Genomic DNA, 18368 nt, shown 5'->3' with positions numbered 1-18368 from the left:
GTTCCTCTCGTCCGGATCACTTGGCGACGGCGGCGGCGAGCCTGGACAGGGGCTCGCCCAGCGCGTTCACCGCGTCGGCCAGCTCCTTGCGCTCGTCCTCGCCGACCTTGTCGTAGGAGACGTAGCCGTCGCCCTTCTCGTGCTTCTTCAGCAGCGTCTCGACGCCCGCGAAGTTGTCGTCGAGGTCCTTGGCGAGCTGCGCGTCCCGCTCCTGGACGACCGGCTTGAGCAGATCGTAGATCTTCTTGGCGCCGTCCACGTTGGCCTTGAAGTCGACGAGGTCGGTGTGGCTGAACGCCTCCTCCTCGCCGGTGACCTTGCCGGTGGCGACCTCGTCCAGCAGCTCCTTGGCGCCGCCCGCCATGTCGTTGACGGGGTCGAGCGTGAGGCCGGGCAGCCGCGACTTCAGGGTGCCGAGGTCGGCCAGCAGCTGGTCGCCGTACTTCTCCTTGCCCTTGACGGAGCCGTCCTTCCAGAGGGCCTTCTCCAGCAGGTGCCAGCCGGACCAGTCCTTCTTCTCCTCCGGCTTCAGGTCGGCCTCGCGCGCGTCGACCTTGGGGTCGAGATCGGAGAACTTCTCGGCGACGGGCTCGATCGTCTCCCAGCCGACGCGGGACGGCGCGTACAGCTCCTTGGCCTTCTCGACGTCGCCGTCCTTCACCGCGGCCACGAACTTCTCCGTCTTGGCGATCGTGTCGTCGGTCTGGGCGATGACGAAGGCCTTGTAGTCGGCCGCGGCCTTGGTCAGGCGCGGGTCCGCGCCGACGGCGGAGCCGCCGGTGACAGTGACGTCCTGGGACGGGCCCTTGCCGGTCTGCCCGGCACTGCACAGCAGCTTGTACTGCCCGGCGGGCAGGTTCACGACGAAGTCGACGCTGGTCCCGGGGCCGATGTTCTCCCGCTCGGCGAGGATCTTGCCGTCCGCCTTGAGCACCTCGAACTCGTTGACCTTGGAGCCCTTGTTGGCCACCTTGAAGGTGGTCTTGCCCGCGGGCAGGTCGGTCTTGGCGACCTCGCAGGCGTCGTCGGTGGCCGTCACGGCGATGGCGCCCGCCGCGCCCGCCTCGTCCCCGTCACCGCCGCACGCCGTCAGAAGGGACATCGACACCGCGGCGGCGCCGGCGAGCGCGAGGACGGACACAGGACGCATCAGGTCTCCAGGGGCGTGCAAATGGTTAGGCTTACCTAAATTAGCGAAAGCTAACCTCAGCACGTCAAGTGGGGTCGGAGACAGTGAGTCATCCCACGCCGTGGCGCCCTGTTCCGGGCCGTCCGGCGGGACGGCTCAGCGCGGGCGGTCGTGCAGGCCCATCGTGAGGTTGCGCGCGGCCATCGGCGGGCCCCCGGCCTGCGGGTCGCCGTACGGGGGCAGGTGCCCCGGATGCTGCGGCCGCTGCTGGTGCTGGGGCGCCTGCTCGCGCTGCTGCGCCGCCGGCTCCGCCCAGACGGCCGTCCCGTACGCGCACACCTCGATGCCGCCGCCGAGCAGGGCGGTGTCGAACCTCATGCCCACCACCGTGTTCGCGCCCTTGCGGCGGGCCTCCTCGCCGAGCCGGTCCACCGCCTCGCGGCGCGCCGCGGCCAGTCCGGCGCCCGGCTGCTCCCCCGTCACCCGGAAGGTCGCGCTGCTCCCGCCCTGCCCGGGCGCGTGGACCGCGCCCTGATCCGCTCGGACCGCCAGCCCGAGGACCTCTCCGAGCACGCTCCTGATCTCGTACCCCGCCACGCCATCAGTCGTCACGATCAGCATGGTCACCACGGTAGGACACGGTTGGGACGAAATGCGACGTAACAGCGGTAACGCGTATCTCTCGCACCGCCGGACGCCGTGCCGGGCGCGGCCGCCGGCGCGCCCGGGGCCGCCCTCCCGGCGGACGGCCGGGAGGGCGGCCCGCCGGGCGGGCCCCGGCGTCACTCCAGATACTCCCGGAGCATCTGGGCCCGGGACGGGTGGCGCAGCTTCGCCAGCGTCTTGGACTCGATCTGGCGGATCCGCTCCCTCGTCACGCCGAACTCGCGCCCCACCTCCTCGAGGGTGCGCGGGTGGCCGTCGGCCAGGCCGAAGCGCAACTGGATGATGCGCTGCTCCCGTTCCGACAGCGTGGCGAGGATGTCCTCCAGCTGGTCCTGCAGCAGGATGAACGCCGCGGCCTCCATCGGCACGACCGCGTCGGCGTCCTCGATGAAGTCGCCGAGGTCGGAGTCCTCCTCGCCGATCGGCGACTGCAGCGAGACCGGCTCCTGCGCGATGCGCTGGATCTCCACGACCCGGACGGGCGACAGGCCCATCTCCAGGCCGATCTCCTCGGGGCTCGGCTCCCGGCCGAGGTCCTGGTGCATCTGGCGCTGCACGCGGACCAGCTTGTTGATCGTCTCCACCATGTGCACCGGGATGCGGATCGTCCGGGCCTGGTCGGCGATCGCCCGGGTGATCGCCTGCCGGATCCACCAGGTGGCATAGGTGGAGAACTTGAACCCCTTGGTGTAGTCGAATTTCTCGACCGCGCGGATCAGTCCGAGATTTCCCTCCTGGATCAGGTCGAGGAACAGCATTCCCCTGCCGACGTAGCGTTTGGCGATCGAGACCACGAGCCGGAGATTCGCCTCGATCAGCCGTTGCTTCGCCCGCGCCCCCTCGCGGGAGAGCAGTTCGAGGTCGAGCAGTTCGCCGCGGGCGAGGACGGCGGTGCGCGCCATCTTCTCCTCGGCGAAAAGTCCCGCCTCGATCGATTTCGCGAGTTCTACCTCATCTTCTGCCGTGAGCAGCGGTACGCGACCGATCTCTCTCAGGTAGATCCGAACCAGGTCGCTCGTCGGCGCCCGCTTGCCGAGGTCTCCCTCATCCGCTCGCGTGACGTCCTCGGTCTCCTGCTGAGAGTCGAGAACGTCCACCCCCTGCTCTGCGAGCATCCGCACGACCCGCTCCAGCGAGTCGTCCGGCAAGTCCGAGCGATCGAGCGCGGCAGCGACGTCCTCGACGGTCACACCGCCGCGCTCTCTGCCGCGTGCGACGAGGTCCGCCACCTGATCAACCGATGGCGCCTCGCTTGGCAGCACCGAAGGGCCCACGCAGACAGTCTGCGTCAAACGGGGCCTAGATCACAGGACCCATTTTCGCGGGACGGGCGCCTATTGCGACCCAAGCCCCCGCTCACGCAACACCCGTCTCTGCTGCTCAAGCGCGACAAGATCACCGAAGAGCCGGTTGTACTCCTCGGCCGCCTCGACCGGATTCAGCCGCCCGAGTTTAGATTTCACGTTCGCGATCATGTGCGTGAGCTGCCGCTCCTGCATTCGGGCCAGCAATTCCGCGGCATAGCGGTCATCCGATTCCTGGGCCGACCGGACCGGCTCCACGCCGAGCTTGGTGAGCAGATCTCTGACCTGGTCGTTCGGCGCCCGGTCCAGGAGGTGGGCGACCCACTCCGCGACGCTCCCCGCCGCCGTGACGCCGCCGGCCTCCGCGATCACCGCTCGCACCGCCGTGTGCGGGGGCGCGAGGAACGCCTCGACCGGGAGCTCGTCGAACGCCGGGCCGAGCAGCGCCGGGCGCTGGACCGCCAGTTTCAGCAGCTCGCGCTCGCGCTGGACCTCGGGGTCGGAGGGGTCGAAGGCGGGGCGCCGCGGCGCCCGGGACTCCGCGTCGCCGCCGCGCCCGTTCTCCGCGACCGGGCCGTTCCCCCGGCCGTCGCCGTTCTGCGCGCGCCCGTGCCCGTTCTGCCCGTTCTGGCCGCGCCCGTTCTGACCGCGCCCGTTTCCCGCCTGCGCGCGGCCGTGCTGCCGGCCGGCCAGTTCCCGGACGCGGCGCAGCACGAACTGCTCGTCCATGATGCCGAGCCAGCGGTCCAGGTTGACCGCGTACATGTGGCGGCGGGAGCGGTCCTTGATGGCGGCGACGACCGGGGCGGCCGCGTCCAGCGCGCCGAGGCGCCCCTCGACCGTGTCGAGGTCGTGCTGCTCGATCGCGCTGCGCACGGCGAACTCGAACAGGGGCAGCCGGGACGCCACGAGGTCGCGCACCGCCGCGTCGCCGTGCCGGATGCGCAGGTCGCACGGGTCGAGGCCGTCCGGCTGGACGGCCACGAACGTCTGGGACACGAACTTCTGCTCGTCGTCGAAGGCGCGCAGCGCCGCCTTGCGGCCGGCCGCGTCGCCGTCGAAGGTGAAGATCACCTCGCCGCGGAACTCGTCCTGGTCCATCAGCAGGCGGCGCAGCACCTTGATGTGCTCGTCGCCGAACGCCGTGCCGCAGGTGGCGATGGCCGTCGGGACGCCCGCCAGATGGCAGGCCATCACGTCGGTGTAGCCCTCGACCACCACGGCCTGCCGCCGCCGGGCGATCTCCTTCTTGGCGAGGTCGGCCCCGTACAGCACCGAGCTCTTGTGGAAGAGCGGCGACTCGGGGGTGTTCAGGTACTTGGGGCCGTCGTCGTCCTCGAAGAGGCGCCGCGCGCCGAACCCGATGACGTCGCCGGACAGGTCGCGGATCGGCCACATCAGGCGGCCGCGGAACCGGTCCATGGGGCCGCGCCGCCCCTCCTTGGCCAGGCCGCCGGCGACGATGTCGCGGTCGGCGAAGCCGCGCCCGCGCAGATGCCGGACGAGGCCCTCCCACTCGCGGGGCGCGAACCCGACCCCGAAGCGCTCGGCGTCGGCGGCCTCGAAGCCGCGCTCGGACAGGAACGTGCGGCCGGGCGCGCCGGCGGCGGAGTTCAGCTGCTCGGCGTAGTACTCGGCGGCCGCCCGGTGCGCCTCGACCAGCCGGGCGCGCTGCCCGCCGTCCTGGCGGGGGCCGCGCCCGCCGCCCTCCTCGTAGCGCAGCTGGATCCCGGCCTGGGCGGCGAGCCGCTCCACCGACTCGCCGAAGGTCAGGTGCTCGATCTCCTGGACGAACTTGATGACGTCGCCGCCCGCCTCGCAGCCGAAGCAGAAGTACAGCCCGCGCGAGGGCGTCACGTTGAACGACGGGGACTTCTCGTCATGGAACGGGCACAGGCCCTTGAGATTGCCGCCGCCCGCACTGCGCAGCTGCAGGTACTCGCCGATCACGTCGGCGATGGACGAGCGCTCCCGTACGAGTGCGATGTCCTCATTGCGAATCCGGCCTGCCACGACCAAGGAGTCTACGGCGGGCCCGTGACATCGAGGGCATCGCACCGCGACGGGCATGGGTGGGCCCCCGCCCCTGCGCGGACCGCAGGGGCGGGGGCGCCTCACCTCAGCCCGCCCGGAAGCGGCCGAAGAGCCTGTACATGAACTCCGTGCCCTGCTTGAGCGCCTCGACGGCGATGCGCTCGTCGTTGCCGTGCATCGCGATCAATTGGTCGTTGTCGACGACGTAGGGGTAGACGCCGTAACCGGGGACGCCCTTGGAGGTCCACGGCGAGAGGCTCGTCCCGGCCTCGAACAGGGCGGGCGCGAAGACCGCGTCCGGATAGGTCTCGGCGGCGGCGGCGCCGATGGCCCTGAACAGGGGCGAGTCCAGGCTGGACGGCGCCTTGGCCCAGGTCTCGTCCAGCCTCTTGAGAGCGTCCTCCTCCGACTCCCCCGGATTGCCCGCGAGCGCGACGGTCACCTCGCGGTCGGCGAGGCGCCGCCGGATCGCGGCCAGGAAGTCGCGCGGCCGCTGGCCGCCGGGGACGCCCCGGCAGTTGAGGCGCAGCGTGGCCTTGGACGGGATGACGTTCTCCTTGTAGCCCGCGTCCTCGATCACGAAGGCGTGCGTCGTGCGGAGGAGGGCCTGGTGGAGCCACGGGTAGGAGCTGCGCCTGACGACGAGCGCGGCCGCCCGCTCGCGGGCCTGCTGGGAGCGGGCGGACAGCAGCAGCCGCAGCGCCCGTTCGAACGGGCGGTCGTCGGTGGCCTTGGCCAGCGCGCCGAAGTACTCCCGCGTCACGGGGGTGAGCGCGACCGGCGCGAGCCAGGTGTCGAGGTCGGCGACGGCGCGGGAGAGCCGGGCGATGGCCGAGTCGGGGTTGGGCTTGGAGGAGTGGGTGGCGGTGCCGCCGGCGGCGAGGTCGAGGTTGAAGTAGACCTTGTCCTGGCGGGTCACCGTGATGAGCATCGGCGTCCGCCGGTCCTTCTGGGCGAGGAACCAGCCGCCCTCGGTGAGCACCATGCCCGCGTTGATCTTGTCCCAGTGGTGCTCGGCCAGCCAGTGGGAGCCGTACTGCCCGGCCTCCTCGTCACAGTCGGTGAGGACGATGATGTCGCGGTCGAACCTCGCGCCCTCCTTGACGTGCCTGAGCAGGGCGCTGATGTTCGCGGAGTTGGCGCCCTTCATGTCCAGGGCGCCGCGGCCGTAGACCTCCCCGTCGCGAACGATTCCGGCGAACGGGTCGACTGACCATTTGTCACGTTCCACCGGAACGACATCGGAATGTCCGAGCAGCAGCAGCGGCGGCGCCGCGGTGGCGCCCTCGATCCTGGCGATCAGGTGGACGTTGTCCTTCTTCGGCGTGGGGACGATCTGCGCGGGGACCCCCGCGGCCTCCCAGACCGCCTTGAGCATCTCGGCGTGGGCACGGGTGGCGCCGCCCTCCCCGAAGTTCTGGGTGTCGAACGACAGCATCTTCCTCAGCAGGGCCAGCGGGTCGAGGTCGGCGGGCGCGGGCCCGCGGGCGGGGCCGGCGAGGGCGGATCGGCCGGCCGGCGCGGCGGCGGCGGTTCCGCCGGCGAGCACGCCGCCCGCGAGCAGGACGGCGCCCGCGCCGGTGCGGTGCAGGAAGGCGCGGCGGGTGACGGCGGGTGGGGAGTCGGGCATGGGAGCTCCTCCTTCGAACCCCGGACGGGCTTCGTGATCAAAGGTGACACGGCGGAGCGCCGATCTCCAGGGCGGCGGTCCGCCGGTCCCCCCGGCACGGCCTCCGAGCAGCTCGAAGCCGGGAAACATCCCGCGGCGCCGGAATATACGATCATGGCCGGACTCGGCCGGGTTAACGGCGGGTAACCCCGGTTTTACTCTGGACAACGTGGACCGCACCGCGATGAGATGGCCCACCGTAGATTTGCCCACCCCCAGGCGGACTCGATGACGGATGTTGTGCTGGACGGCGTCGACAAGGTGTATCCCGGCGGGCACGCGGCGGTCCGCAACGTCCGCCTGCGCATCAACGACGGGGAGCTGTTCGTCCTCCTCGGACCGTCCGGCTGCGGCAAGTCGACCATCCTGCGCATGATCGCCGGGCTGGAGGAGATCACCGGCGGGGACCTGTGGCTGAACGGCACCGTGGCCAACGACCTGCCGCCGCGCGACCGCAACGTGGCGATGGTGTTCCAGGAAGGCGCGCTCTACCCGCACCGCACGGTCAAGGGCAACATGATGTTCCCGCTGGAGGTGTCCGGGGACGACCGCGCCGAGGCCTCCGCGAAGGTCGTCGAGCTGGCGCGCGCGCTCGGCATCAACACCATGATCGACCGGTTGCCGCGCACCCTGTCGGGGGGCCAGCGGCAGCGGGCCGCGATCGGGCGGGCGCTGATCCGCGAGCCGTCGCTGTTCCTGATGGACGAGCCGCTGTCGAGCCTGGACGCGGGCCTGCGCACCGAGCTGCGCGTCGAGATCGCCGCGCTGGTGCGCTCCAGCGGCACCACCACCGTCTACGTCACGCACGACCAGGTCGAGGCCATGACGATGGCCGACCGGATGGCCGTGCTGCGCGACGGCGTCCTGGAGGACGTCGGCACCCCCGAGCAGATCTACGAGGACCCGGCGACCGTGTTCGTGGCCGCGTTCCTCAGCTCGCCTCCGATCAACCTGCTGCAGGCCACCCTGTGGGCGGTCGAGGGCCAGGGGCTGATGCTCGACCTCGGACCGCAGCGGCTCACCCTGCCCTGGGACGACCCGCGGGCGTCCGCGCTGATCAGCCATCAGGGCCGGCCCGTGATCGTCGGGATCCGCCCCGACACGATGATGCCGATCGCCCCGGGCTCGCCCGCCCCGTCCGGGACCGTCCTGTCCGGCCAGGTCCGCGCGCTCGAGTTCCACGGCCACGAGTGGCTCGCCTACGCCGAGGCCGGCATCCCCACGGTGGACGCGAACGAGGTCGGGCGTCCCGAGCGGCCCCCGGTCCTCGCGGAGGAGCGGGCCGGGCTGCGCGACCGGGTGCGGGCGCTGTTCGGCAGGCCGGCCGAGGCGCAGGAGCCGGCCGAGGAGCACGCGGGCCACCACCGGCGGTCCGACCTCGTCTTCCGCATCGCGCCCGGCGGGCGGCCCGACCGGGGCGAACGCGTCGCGCTGGCGGTCGACCTGGACCGTGTCCTGTTCTTCGGCGCGGACGGCCGGCGCATCACGCCCGTTCACCGCTAGCCGCGAAGGACCCCCGCCAGCCGGCGCATCCCCTCGTCGATCTCGGGCGGCGTCACGGCGCCGTACCCGAGGACCAGGCCCGCGCCGGGCGGCCCCGTCACGGCGAACTCCGACAGCGCGAACAGCCCGACGCCCGCGGCGAGCGCCTTCGCGGCGACGGCCGCGTCGTCCGCGCCGTCCCGGAACACCGCGCTCAGATGCAGCCCCGCCTCGGACGGGACGAGGTCGAGCCGGTCCCCCGGCAGCCCGGCGACCCGCTCGGCGACGCGCTCGTGCCGCGCCCGGTACTCGCGGCGGGACCTGCGGATGTGCCGGGCGAGCAGCCCCTCGTCGATGAACCGGGCGAGCGCGGCCTGCGCGGGCAGCTCGGCGTGCCACGACGAGACGTAGCGCGCCATGCGGAACGCGTGGTGCAGCGCCGGGGGCGCCACCAGGAACCCCAGCCGCAGCACCGGCCGCATGATCTTGGAGAAGGTGCCGGTGTACAGGACGCGGCCGTCCTCGTCGAGGCTCTGCAGCGGCTCGACGGGCCGCCCGCCGTAGCGGTACTCGGTGTCGTAGTCGTCCTCGACGATCACCACGTCCCGGCGCCGCGCCCAGTCGAGCAGCGCCCTGCGGCGCGGCAGCGACATCGGCATGCCCAGCGGGAACTGGTGCGAGGGCGTGACGTAGACGGCCCGCGCCTCGGCGGGCAGCGCGTCCACCCGGAGCCCCTCGGCGTCGACCGGCACGCCGCGCACCCGCATCCCGGCGGCGGCGAGGAGCATCCGCACGGGCGGGTATCCGGGGTCCTCCACGGCCACCACGTCGCCCGGTTCCAGGAGGACCCGGACGATCAGGTCGAGGGCCTGCTGGACGCCGGAGGTGACGACGACGTCGGCCGCGCTCGCCCGCACCGACCGCGAGACGCCCACGTGCCGGGCGACGGCCTCGCGCAGGGCGGGCAGCCCGGCAGGGTCCGCCGCCGAGGCGGGGTCGGCCAGCCCCGACGGCCGCAGCAGGCCCGACGTGATCCGCCGCCAGGCCTCGTAAGGGAACAGCCGCACGTCGGGCAGTCCGGCGCGGAAGTCCCACCGGATCCCGGGCATCGGCGCCGGCCAGACCGACACCTCCCGCCACACGGCGCGCGGCCGCAGCGGCGAGGCCGAGGGCGAGGGCGCGCCGCGCGCGGCGGACCCGGTCTCCCGGACGAACGTCCCCGCGCCCACCCGGCTCGTCAGGAACCCCTCGGCCGCCAGCCGGTCGTAGGCGACGCCGACCGTGTTGCGCGAGATCGCCAGGCGCCGCGCCAGCTCGCGCGTCGGCGGGAGCGCCTCGCCCGCGCGCAGCCGGCCGTCCAGGATCGCGGCGCGCAGCTGGCCGTAGATCTGCCCGGCGAGGTCGCGGCGCCCCACCAGGCTCACGTGGAGGTCCACGGCGCCGAGCCTAAATCGGCTCAGTCATTATGCGCAATTTTGGACCTGTACCTGGGCCTCTGCGACTCCCTAGCGTGGCGGCATGGACCTGCTCAACGAACTGCTCACCACCGATTTCCGGCCACTCGACCGGAAAGCGGCCGATCTCTATCTGTCCGTCGTCGCGCAGGTGAAGCCGGACGCGCTGCGCCTGCCGACGCCGTGCCCCGACTGGACCCTGCACGGCCTGCTGCGCCACCAGGTGAGCCAGGACGAGGGCTTCGCGGCCGCCGCCCGGGGCGAGGGCGCGCGGCTGTCCGCCTGGCGGGGCGGCGACCTCGGCGACGACCCCCTCGCCGCGGCGCGGGCCTCCGCCGACCTCGTGACGGAGGCCTTCGCAGCGGTGGCCCTGGACGCCGGGTTCGCCCTCCCCGAGGTCCGCGACGGCGGCGCCTTCCCGGCCGCGCTTGCGATCAGCTTCCACTTCGTCGACCTCGTCGTGCACGCCTGGGACGTCGCCGCCTCGATCGGCGCCGCCTGGGAGCCCGCCGGCGAACTCGTGGAGGCGTCCCTGAAGGTCGCCGCCATAGTCCCCGAGGAGGGCCGGGGCCCCGGCGACTCGTTCGCCTCGTCCGTCCCCTCCCCGGCCGGCGCGGAGCCGCGGGACCGCCTGCTCACCCTCCTCGGCCGGGACCCCTCATGGCGCTCCTGAGGACCCGCTGGCGCGCCGGGTCGGTCCGGGCGACGGGCCCGGTCCTCGTCAGCGTCACCGACTTCACCTGCGCGCACACCCTCGACCTGCCGAGGGCCTTCCGCGCGGGCATGGCGTTGCGCCGGTCGTGGCCCGACCTGGAGGGCGCCGTCGGCCTGTGGCTGTGGACCGACCTCCGCCGGCGCAGGTGCGGCTCCGTCTCGGTCTGGACCGGCGACGCCGCGCTGCGCGGCTTCGTCGCCTGGCCGCCGCACGTCGCCGTCATGCGCAGGTTCCGGCGGCGCGGGACGATCCGCGCCGACACCTGGTGGGCGGACGCCTTCGATCCGGCCGGGACGTGGGAGCGCGCGGAGCGCGCCCTCGCTCAGGCGGAGGCGGGGGCGGGCTCGCAGGTCAACGACGCCTCCCGGTAGAAACCGATCTTCACCTTGATCTGCCGCTGCTGCGCGCGCAGCGTGGCGATCTGCTCCTCCACCCGGCGGTCGTGCTCCTGGAGCAGGTCGAGCCGCTCCTGGACGGTCTCGCCGCCGCCGCGGGCCAGCTCGGAGTAGCGCAGCATCTCGGCAATCGGCATCCCGGTGCCGCGCAGGCAGCGCAGCATCCCGAGCCACTGCAGGTCGTCGTCGGAGAACACGCGCCGCCCCGACGCGTTCCGCGCGATCCCGGACAGCAGCCCGATCTTCTCGTAGTAACGCAGCGTGTCGATGCTGAAACCGCTCTTCTCGGCGGTCTCGGCGGGAGAGTAGGAGCTCACGCACCCCAGGATCGCACCTGGAGCGCACTCCAGGTCAACGCCGGGCCGGTGCGGCCGCTTGACCTGGAGCGCGCTCCAGGTCGCAGAGTGGAAAGGAGAGACGTAGGCCACGAAGCACGGAGGAGTCGCCATGCGCATCGGACTTCAGGTTCCCAGCTTCACCTTTCCCGGCGGGACGGAGCGGATCGGCCCGGCGTTCGGCCGCGTCGCCCGCGAGGCCGACCAGGGCGGGCTGCACTCCCTGTGGGTGATGGACCACTTCTTCCAGATCGGCGCCGTGGGCCCGCCGGAGGAGCCCATGCTGGAGGGCTACTCCGCGCTCGCGTACGCGGCGGCGCTGACGGAGCGGATCACGCTGGGGACGATGGTCACCGGCGTCACCTACCGGCATCCGGGCGTGCTGGTCAAGACCGTGACCACGCTGGACGTCCTGTCGGGCGGGCGCGCGTGGCTCGGTGTCGGCGCCGCCTGGAACGACGAGGAGTCGCGCGGCCTCGGCATCCCGTTCCCGCCGACCGCGGAGCGGTTCGAGCGGCTGGAGGAGACGCTGCGGATCGCCCGCCGGATGTGGGACGGCGACGAGTCGCCGTTCGAGGGCGAGCACTACGCGCTGGAGCGCCCGCTCAACTCGCCGCCCGCGCTGCGGCGCCCCCACCCGCCGATCCTCGTCGGCGGGGGCGGGGAGAAGAAGACGCTGCGGTTCGTGGCGAAGTACGCCGACGCCTGCAACCTCTTCGACGGCGACGAGCTGCCCCGCAAGCTGGAGGTCCTGGGAGAGCACTGCGAGCGCGAGGGCCGCGACTACGCCGAGATCGAGAAGACCTCGCTGACCTTCTTCACCGGAACGCCCTCGGTCGGCGCCGCCGTCGACACCGTCGGCCGGCTCGCCGAGCGGGGCGTCGACCAGGTGATCTTCTCGCAGGGCACCGGCCAGGACCTGGCCGGTGTCCTCGCCGAGGCCCTGGCCCAGACCGAGAAGATCGTCCCGGCGGGGCGGTGAGACCGGCCCCGGTGCTCAGATCCCGCGCAGGGACGTGAGCTTGTCGGGGTTGAGGACCCGGCGGACGGCGGTGACGCGGCCGCCCTCGACCTCCACGGTGTCGACCGCGGCCGTCCGCCCGTCCCGCCGCACCAGCAGCTCGCGGCGGCCGTTGATCTCCGCGAACTCCAGCCGCAGCCGGTTGCGGGCGCCGACGCGCAGCAGCGCGGTCGCCACCCGTCCCGCCCCGGCGATGACCTTCCGGGCGGCGAAGACGCGCCCGCCGCCGTCGGCGGTGTAGACGGCGTCCGGGTCCAGCAGCGCGAGCAGCGCGGCCTCGTCGCCGCGCTCGTAGGCGGACCGGAAGGCCGCGAGCACCCGGTCGCGCTCGGCCGCCGGGGCCGGGCGGGGCGGCAGCGCCATGGCGATCTTGCGGCGGGCGCGGGACGCGAGCTGCCGGCACGCGGCGGCCGACCTGCCGAGCACCCCGGCGATCTGCTCGTAGGGCACCTCGAACGCCTGGTGCAGGACGAACGCCACGCGCTCCGGCGGCGACAGCTCCTCCATGACCACGAGCATCGCGGTCCCGGCCGTCTCGTCCATCAGCACCGGCTCGGCGGCGTCCGGCCCGGTCAGCAGCGGCTCGGGCAGCCACGGCCCCACGTAGTCCACGCGCCGCGCGCGGGCCGAGCCCAGCAGGTCGTAGGCGCGGCGCGCGGCCACCGTGAGCAGCCAGGCGCGCAGGTCGCGGACGTCGTCCAGCGGCTCCCTCGCGGAGGCGCGCAGCCACACGTCCTGGGTGATGTCCTCGGCGTCCGCGACGCTCCCGGTGATCCGGTACGCGGCGCCGAACACGGCGGACCGGTGCTCGGCCCATTCATCGTCGAGTCGGCTCACGCCCGCTCCGTGCGTCGGCTGTGCTTGCGTGAGGAGACAACCCCCGCGGCCGCCGTTTCATGCCGCGGCGGGGGTGAACACCCACTTCTTGTACGACCAGTAGCGGAACGCCGCCCCGAGGCCGACGCCCGCGAGGAGCCCCAGGTTGTAGGCGATCCCGCCGTGCAGGCCGAGGGTGTAGTAGGTGAAGCCGGTGCACAGCACCTGGATCAGCAGCCCCACGCCGTTCAGCGCGAAGAAGATCGCGACCTCCCGGCCGGAGCCGTCGCTGTCGCGGTGCCGGAACGTCCAGAACCGGTTGAGCAGGTAGGACGACAGGGTGGACGCCACGGTCGGCACGACGACGCTCGTGACCGGGCTGCCGCCGAGCCAGGCGCGCATCAGGTTGGCGCCGAAGATCATGATCAGCGTGCCGAGGCACCCCACGAAACCGAAACTGAGCAGTTCGCCAAGGAATGTCCGCAGCGCCGGGGCGGACGCGACCGTTTCGGCCGGTCTCGACCGCTGCATGGTGCTCACTCGCCCAGACCTTACCTGAGTAGGACATATACGAAGGTCGCAACCCCGCAAAAGATCAACGACTCGGCCGCCTCCGCCCGCCGTCACCGCTCGGCCGTCGCCGCCGCCGGGGCGAGCAGGACGATCAGCCCGACCAGCGCGACCGGGACGGCCAGCGCCCACGCCAGGCCCACGCCCTGCGCGACGAACCCGATGACGGGCGGGCCGCCGAGCAGGCCGAGGTAGCCGACGCCGGTCACCCGGGAGATGCCGGCCGCGGGCGGCACGCCGGGCACGTTGCCCGCCGCGCTGAAGGTGACGGGCGCCACGACCGCGACGCCGAGGCCGAACAGCGTGAACCCGGCCACGGCCGCGGTCGGGTCGCCCGCCGCGAGCCCGAGGCCGAGGCCGAGCGCGGCGACCAGCGACCCGCCCCGCAGGACCGGGACGGGCCCGAAGCGCGCGACGACCTGGTCGCCGGTGAGCCTCCCCACGGTCATCGCCACCGCGCACCCGGCGTACCCGAGCCCGGCCACGCCGGGCCCGGTGCCGAGGTTCTCCCGCAGGTAGATGGCGCTCCAGTCGGCCATGGCGCCCTCCCCCACGAACGAGCACAGCCCGATGACGCCGAGCAGCACCAGCGGCCGGCGCGGGGAGCGCGAGGGGGCGGGGGCGTCCTCGGCCGGCGCGGGGAGTTCGTCGGCGGAGCGGTCCAGCAGGCCGCGGCAACCGAAAGCCAGCAAGGCGATCAGCAGCGCCGCCGCGACCGCCAGGTGCGGCGCGACGGGGACGCCCGCGTGCGCGGCCGCCGCGCCGGCCAGCGCGGCCAGCAGCGTCCCGATGCTGTAGGAGCCGTGCAGCCCCGACATCAGCGGACGGCCGTAGCCGCGCTCCACCGCGACGCCCTGCGCGTTCATCGCCACGTCCATCAGCCCGAGCGAGGCGCCCATCAGCAGCAGCGACAGGATCAGCCCGCCGAGGTTCCAGGACAGTCCGAGCGGGACGAGCGCCAGCGCGCCGGCGGCCCCCGCCGCGATCGTCGTCGCGCGGCTGCCCCACCGGCCGATGATCCTCCCCGCGAACCGGACGGCCGCGACCACGCCGACGGGCGCGCCGAGCAGCGCCACGCCCATCGCGCCCTCGCTCAGCCCGAGGTGCTCCTTGATCTGGGGGATGCGGGCGACCCAGGCGGCGCCGAGCAGGCCGTGCGCCGCGAACGCCAGCGTCACCGCGACGCGCGCCCGCGCCAGCGTCGTGATCTTCTCGGTTGCCACCCGGCAGACCCTACGTGGCCTACCGGACGGACCCCGGCCCCGGGCGCGTCACGCCAGGTCCGCGAGCGGCACCCCGGGGTCGGCGAGGCGGGCGGCGTCCACCGGGCGCCCGGACCGGATCAGCGCCTGGACGTCCCCGGTGACGTCCCACACGTTGACGTTCATGCCGGCGACGACCCGCCCGCCCGACAGCCAGAACGCGAGGAACTCCCGTCCCGGGACGTCCCCGCGGTACACGACCTCGTCGTACTCCCCCGGCGCCGCGGCGCCCGACATCTCCATGCCGAGTTCGTACTGGTCGCTGAAGAAGTAGGGGAGCTGGTCGTAGACGACGTCCCGGCCGAGCATCGCGCGGGCCGCGGCGGGCCCCCCGTTCAGCGCGTTCGCCCAGTGCTCCACGCGGATCCGGCGGCCGAGCAGCGGATGGTAGGCGTTGGCGACGTCCCCGGCCGCGTAGATGTCGGGGTCGGACGTGCGCAGCGACTGGTCGACGAGGATCCCGTCGGACACCTCGAGCCCGGCCTCCTCGGCGAGCCGGCTGTTGGGCCGCACCCCGATGCCGACGATCACGACGTCCGCGGGCACCTCCGCGCCGCCGGAGGTCACGACCGCCGAGACCTGCCCCGCGCCCCAGAACCCGGCGACGCCCTCGTCCATCCGCAGGACGACGCCGTGCTCGCGGTGCAGGTCGGCGAACATCCCGCCGAGCTCGGGCCCCATCGCGGCGTGCAGCGGCACCGGCTCCGGCTCGATGAGCGTCACCTCGTTGCCGTGCTCGCGGGCGGCCGCCGCCGCCTCCAGGCCGATCCAGCCCGCCCCGGCCACCACGACCCGGCGGCCGCCGGGCGCCAGCGCCTGCTTCAGCGCGGCCGAGTCGGCCATCGTCCGCAGGTAGTGGATGCCCTGGAGCTTGGAGCCCGGCACGTCCAGGCGGCGCGGGGAGGCGCCGGTCGCCAGCAGCAGCTTGTCGTAGGCGATCGGCTCCCTGGTGGACAGCCGGACCTGGTGCGCGCCCCGGTCGACGGCCGCCACGGACGTGCCGACCCGCAGCTCCACGTCGTGCTTGTCGTACCAGTCCGCCTCGTGGACGTGGGCCTTGTCCCGGGGCTCCTTGTCCAGCAGGAAGCCCTTGGACAGCGGAGGCCGCTCGTACGGCCGCTCGATCTCCTCCCCGACCAGCAGCACCCTGCCCGCGAAGCCCTCCTCTCGGAGCGTCTCGGCCGCCTTGGCCCCGGCCAGGCCGGCGCCGGCGATGACGAACGTCTCCTCGGGCATGGTGACCTCCTGTAGTGGACCTGTAGCTATCCCTACAGCGGCGCCTGCCACGAGACAAGGGTCCGTCGGCTGGCGCGTCGAGGCGTGTCCCCTCTCCCGCGCCGGCCGCGCCCCGGATCAGTACCCGCGTCCGCCCAGCATGCGGTGGCGGGCCATCGCCGACAGGTCGGTCAGGGAGGCGATCTGGTCGATCACCGCGCGCAGCCGGGCGGCGTCGTCGGAGGCGTCGGTGAACGCGTCGCGGAAGCCCGGGTCGAGGGTCTCCGGCGCGCCCGCGAGCATCATCTCCGCGAGTTCGGTGATCAGCGTCCGCTGGCGGGCCCTGACCTCCTCGTGGCTGATCCACACGTAGTGCGCCGTGATGCCCTTGAGCAGGGCGTTCTCCAGCCGCTGCCGCCGCGGCACGATCAGCTCCGCCGCGTAGCGGGTGAGCGGGCGGTCGCCGTAGGCGTCCCGCGTGGCGGCCTCGGCGGCCAGGCAGAACCGCCCGATCAGCGTGCTGGTCAGGTTCTTGAGGGCGGCGTGGCTGCGCGGGGTGCCGTCGTAGCGGTCGGGCCAGCAGGGCTCGGCGAGCAGCGCGGCGAAGCGCTCCTCCAGCTCGGCCTGGCCGGCGTCGGGGCAGTACAGCTTCGCCGCCGTGGCGGCGACGAGGCGGCGCTCGGCGGCGTCGGCGAGGCGGACGAAGTCGACGTGCCCGGCGACCAGCGCGTCCTCCAGGTCGTGGACGGAGTAGGCGACGTCGTCGCTCCAGTCCATGACCTGGGCCTCGAAGCAGGTGCGGCCCGGCTCGGCGCCGTCGCGCACCCAGCGCGCCACGTCCGCGTCGTCGTCGTAGACGCCGAACTTGCCGTTCACGGCCTCGGCCTGCGACCACGGGTACTTCATCGCGGCGTCCAGCGCGGCGCGGGTCAGGTTGAGGCCGACGCTGCGGCCGTGCAGGGGCGGGCCCTCCGCGGCGAACGACTTGGGCTCCAGCCTGGTCAGGACACGCAGGCTCTGCGCGTTGCCCTCGAACCCGCCGCAGTCGCGGGCGACGATGTCGAGCGCGTACTCGCCGTTGTGCCCGAACGGCGGATGCCCGATGTCGTGCGACAGGCAGGCCGTCTCCACCAGGTCGGGGTCGCAGCCGAGCGACTTGCCCAGCTCGCGGCCGACCTGCGCGCACTCCAGCGAGTGGGTGAGGCGGGTGCGCAGGCTCTGCACGGTGTCGGCCACGGCGTCGGCGCCGGGCGAGGCGACCTGCGTCTTGGCGGCCAGCCGGCGGAGGGCGGCGCTGTGCAGCACCCGGGCCCTGTCGCGCTCGAACGCCGTGCGGTCGCGCCGCTTGGGGGGCTCGGGCGCCCAGCGTTCCTTGTCACGGCCGTCGTAGCCCGTGGTCACGTTGATCGTCATGTCCCTACCCAGGGTAGAGGGCCGCGGGGCCCCTCAGCGGCCCGGCGACGGCGAGGACGGGGGCGGAGGCGACGAGGAGGGGGCCTGGGACGTCGAGGGCGACGCGGACGGGTCGATGTGGATCCGCTTGATGGTCTCGTCGGGCACCTGGACACTCTTGCCCAGCAGCACGTACGACAGGTACCCGCCGGTCTCGCGGACGATGTAGTGGAACTGGGTGTCGCGGGTCTGCACGCTGGGGCCGCTGCGGGTCGGCGACGCGGCGGCCGTGATGCCGCTGTCCTCGGCCATCTTCTTGGAGCGCAGCCCGTGCCACGGGTCGGTGACGATCACGCCCGACGACCAGTGGTGCCGGTCGAACTCCTTGCCGACGGCCTTCATGCTCTCCAGCGTGTCGCGCCCGACGGGCACCTCGAAGACCCGGGAGGCGGGCACGCCGCCCTTGGAGACCAGCCAGTTCCGGCCGGCCCCGGCCTCGGTGTAGTTGTCGCCGGGCGCCTTGCCGCCCACCGTCACGATGGCCGGCGCGACCCCGTCGCGGTACAGGTCCAGGGCGTGCTGGAGCCGCCATTTCAGCGTCGGGGACGGCACCCCGTTGTACTGCGCGGCGCCCAGCACGATGATCGCGTCCGAGCGGGGCCGCTCGTCCTGGCGGGCCTGGTGCCAGATCCGCGCACCGACGGCGAGCGGCGTCAGCACCGCGATCGCCAGCAGCCCCGCGACGATCCCGGCCGGGATCGCGAACCAGGGCGACCGGCGCCACCGGCCCCGCCCACGGCGGCGCCGCGGCCCGTCCGCCCGGTCCTCGGGCCCGTCCGCCCCATCGTCTTCCGGCGTGAACTCCGGCAACTCCGCTTCCAACGTCATCGCATCGGACACGTTAGTGAG

At 73.3% G+C, this 18368-nt stretch carries 17 protein-coding genes; 4 read left to right on the top strand and 13 right to left on the bottom strand.

Annotated elements, in window-relative coordinates; translation table 11 throughout:
• Nucleotides 1-16 precede the first annotated feature (16 nt).
• From efeO to BKA00_RS02050, 5 genes are all read right to left on the bottom strand, one after another.
• Nucleotides 17-1150 (bottom strand): iron uptake system protein EfeO, encoded by a 1134-nt coding sequence (gene efeO / locus BKA00_RS02070; RefSeq protein WP_185023312.1) that lies wholly within the window; start codon nt 1148-1150, stop codon nt 17-19.
• A gap of 135 nt (nt 1151-1285) precedes the next feature.
• Complete coding sequence (locus tag BKA00_RS02065; RefSeq protein ID WP_185023311.1) at nt 1286-1750, bottom strand: YbjQ family protein; 465 nt, start codon at nt 1748-1750, stop codon at nt 1286-1288.
• Between the two features lie 161 nt (nt 1751-1911).
• Entirely contained in the window at nt 1912-3057 is a 1146-nt protein-coding gene (gene rpoD, locus BKA00_RS02060; protein WP_420829710.1) for an RNA polymerase sigma factor RpoD, read from the bottom strand.
• A gap of 72 nt (nt 3058-3129) precedes the next feature.
• A complete protein-coding gene (gene dnaG, locus BKA00_RS02055) occupies nt 3130-5112 on the bottom strand; it encodes a DNA primase (RefSeq protein ID WP_185023309.1) in 1983 nt (660 codons plus the stop codon).
• A 106-nt stretch (nt 5113-5218) separates the two neighbouring features.
• Complete coding sequence (locus BKA00_RS02050) at nt 5219-6763, bottom strand: M20/M25/M40 family metallo-hydrolase (protein WP_185023308.1); 1545 nt, start codon at nt 6761-6763, stop codon at nt 5219-5221.
• A gap of 267 nt (nt 6764-7030) precedes the next feature.
• Here BKA00_RS02050 and BKA00_RS02045 point away from each other — a divergent pair, with 267 nt between their 5' ends.
• A complete protein-coding gene (locus BKA00_RS02045) occupies nt 7031-8305 on the top strand; it encodes an ABC transporter ATP-binding protein (protein WP_185023307.1) in 1275 nt (424 codons plus the stop codon).
• On the opposite strand, the gene pdxR is transcribed toward BKA00_RS02045, so the two are convergent.
• Nucleotides 8302-9720, bottom strand: a complete 1419-nt coding sequence (gene pdxR / locus BKA00_RS02040) for a MocR-like pyridoxine biosynthesis transcription factor PdxR (RefSeq protein ID WP_185023306.1) — start codon at nt 9718-9720, stop codon at nt 8302-8304. The genes BKA00_RS02045 and pdxR overlap by 4 nt on opposite strands.
• 82 nt (nt 9721-9802) lie before the next feature.
• Between pdxR and BKA00_RS02035 the strand changes: the two genes are divergently transcribed.
• Nucleotides 9803-10411 (top strand): TIGR03086 family metal-binding protein, encoded by a 609-nt coding sequence (locus BKA00_RS02035; RefSeq protein WP_185023305.1) that lies wholly within the window; start codon nt 9803-9805, stop codon nt 10409-10411.
• Nucleotides 10399-10824: a hypothetical protein gene (locus BKA00_RS02030; protein ID WP_185023304.1), complete on the top strand. Its 426-nt coding sequence runs from the start codon at nt 10399-10401 to the stop codon at nt 10822-10824. The genes BKA00_RS02035 and BKA00_RS02030 overlap by 13 nt, the downstream gene beginning before the upstream one ends.
• Here BKA00_RS02030 and BKA00_RS02025 read toward each other — a convergent pair.
• Nucleotides 10776-11165 carry a MerR family transcriptional regulator gene (locus tag BKA00_RS02025; RefSeq protein WP_185023303.1) on the bottom strand — a complete coding sequence of 130 codons (390 nt, stop codon included), beginning with the start codon at nt 11163-11165 and terminating at the stop codon, nt 10776-10778. The genes BKA00_RS02030 and BKA00_RS02025 overlap by 49 nt on opposite strands.
• Nucleotides 11166-11295: 130 nt before the next feature.
• On the opposite strand from BKA00_RS02025, the gene BKA00_RS02020 reads away from it, so the two are divergent.
• Complete coding sequence (locus tag BKA00_RS02020; protein WP_185023302.1) at nt 11296-12165, top strand: LLM class F420-dependent oxidoreductase; 870 nt, start codon at nt 11296-11298, stop codon at nt 12163-12165.
• 15 nt (nt 12166-12180) lie between these two features.
• On the opposite strand, the gene sigJ is transcribed toward BKA00_RS02020, so the two are convergent.
• The 6 genes from sigJ to BKA00_RS01990 all read right to left on the bottom strand — a co-directional run bounded on the left by sigJ (nt 12181) and on the right by BKA00_RS01990 (nt 18347).
• Nucleotides 12181-13041, bottom strand: a complete 861-nt coding sequence (gene sigJ / locus BKA00_RS02015) for an RNA polymerase sigma factor SigJ (RefSeq protein WP_185023301.1) — start codon at nt 13039-13041, stop codon at nt 12181-12183.
• A gap of 57 nt (nt 13042-13098) precedes the next feature.
• Complete coding sequence (locus BKA00_RS02010; protein ID WP_221493525.1) at nt 13099-13551, bottom strand: GtrA family protein; 453 nt, start codon at nt 13549-13551, stop codon at nt 13099-13101.
• A gap of 92 nt (nt 13552-13643) precedes the next feature.
• Complete coding sequence (locus BKA00_RS02005; protein WP_185023299.1) at nt 13644-14813, bottom strand: MFS transporter; 1170 nt, start codon at nt 14811-14813, stop codon at nt 13644-13646.
• A 48-nt stretch (nt 14814-14861) separates the two neighbouring features.
• On the bottom strand, nt 14862-16088 hold the full coding sequence (locus tag BKA00_RS02000; protein WP_185023298.1) for an NAD(P)/FAD-dependent oxidoreductase: 1227 nt from the start codon (nt 16086-16088) through the stop codon (nt 14862-14864).
• 117 nt (nt 16089-16205) lie between these two features.
• Complete coding sequence (locus tag BKA00_RS01995) at nt 16206-17480, bottom strand: deoxyguanosinetriphosphate triphosphohydrolase (RefSeq protein ID WP_185023297.1); 1275 nt, start codon at nt 17478-17480, stop codon at nt 16206-16208.
• A gap of 33 nt (nt 17481-17513) precedes the next feature.
• Nucleotides 17514-18347, bottom strand: a complete 834-nt coding sequence (locus BKA00_RS01990) for a YdcF family protein (protein WP_185023296.1) — start codon at nt 18345-18347, stop codon at nt 17514-17516.
• Nucleotides 18348-18368 lie beyond the last annotated feature (21 nt).

This window comes from Actinomadura coerulea (assembly GCF_014208105.1).
In the GTDB taxonomy this organism is placed as follows: Bacteria; Actinomycetota; Actinomycetes; order Streptosporangiales; family Streptosporangiaceae; genus Spirillospora; species Spirillospora coerulea.
The sequence above is the reverse complement of the archived record's forward strand: the minus strand, read 5'-3'. Positions and strand labels throughout refer to the sequence as shown.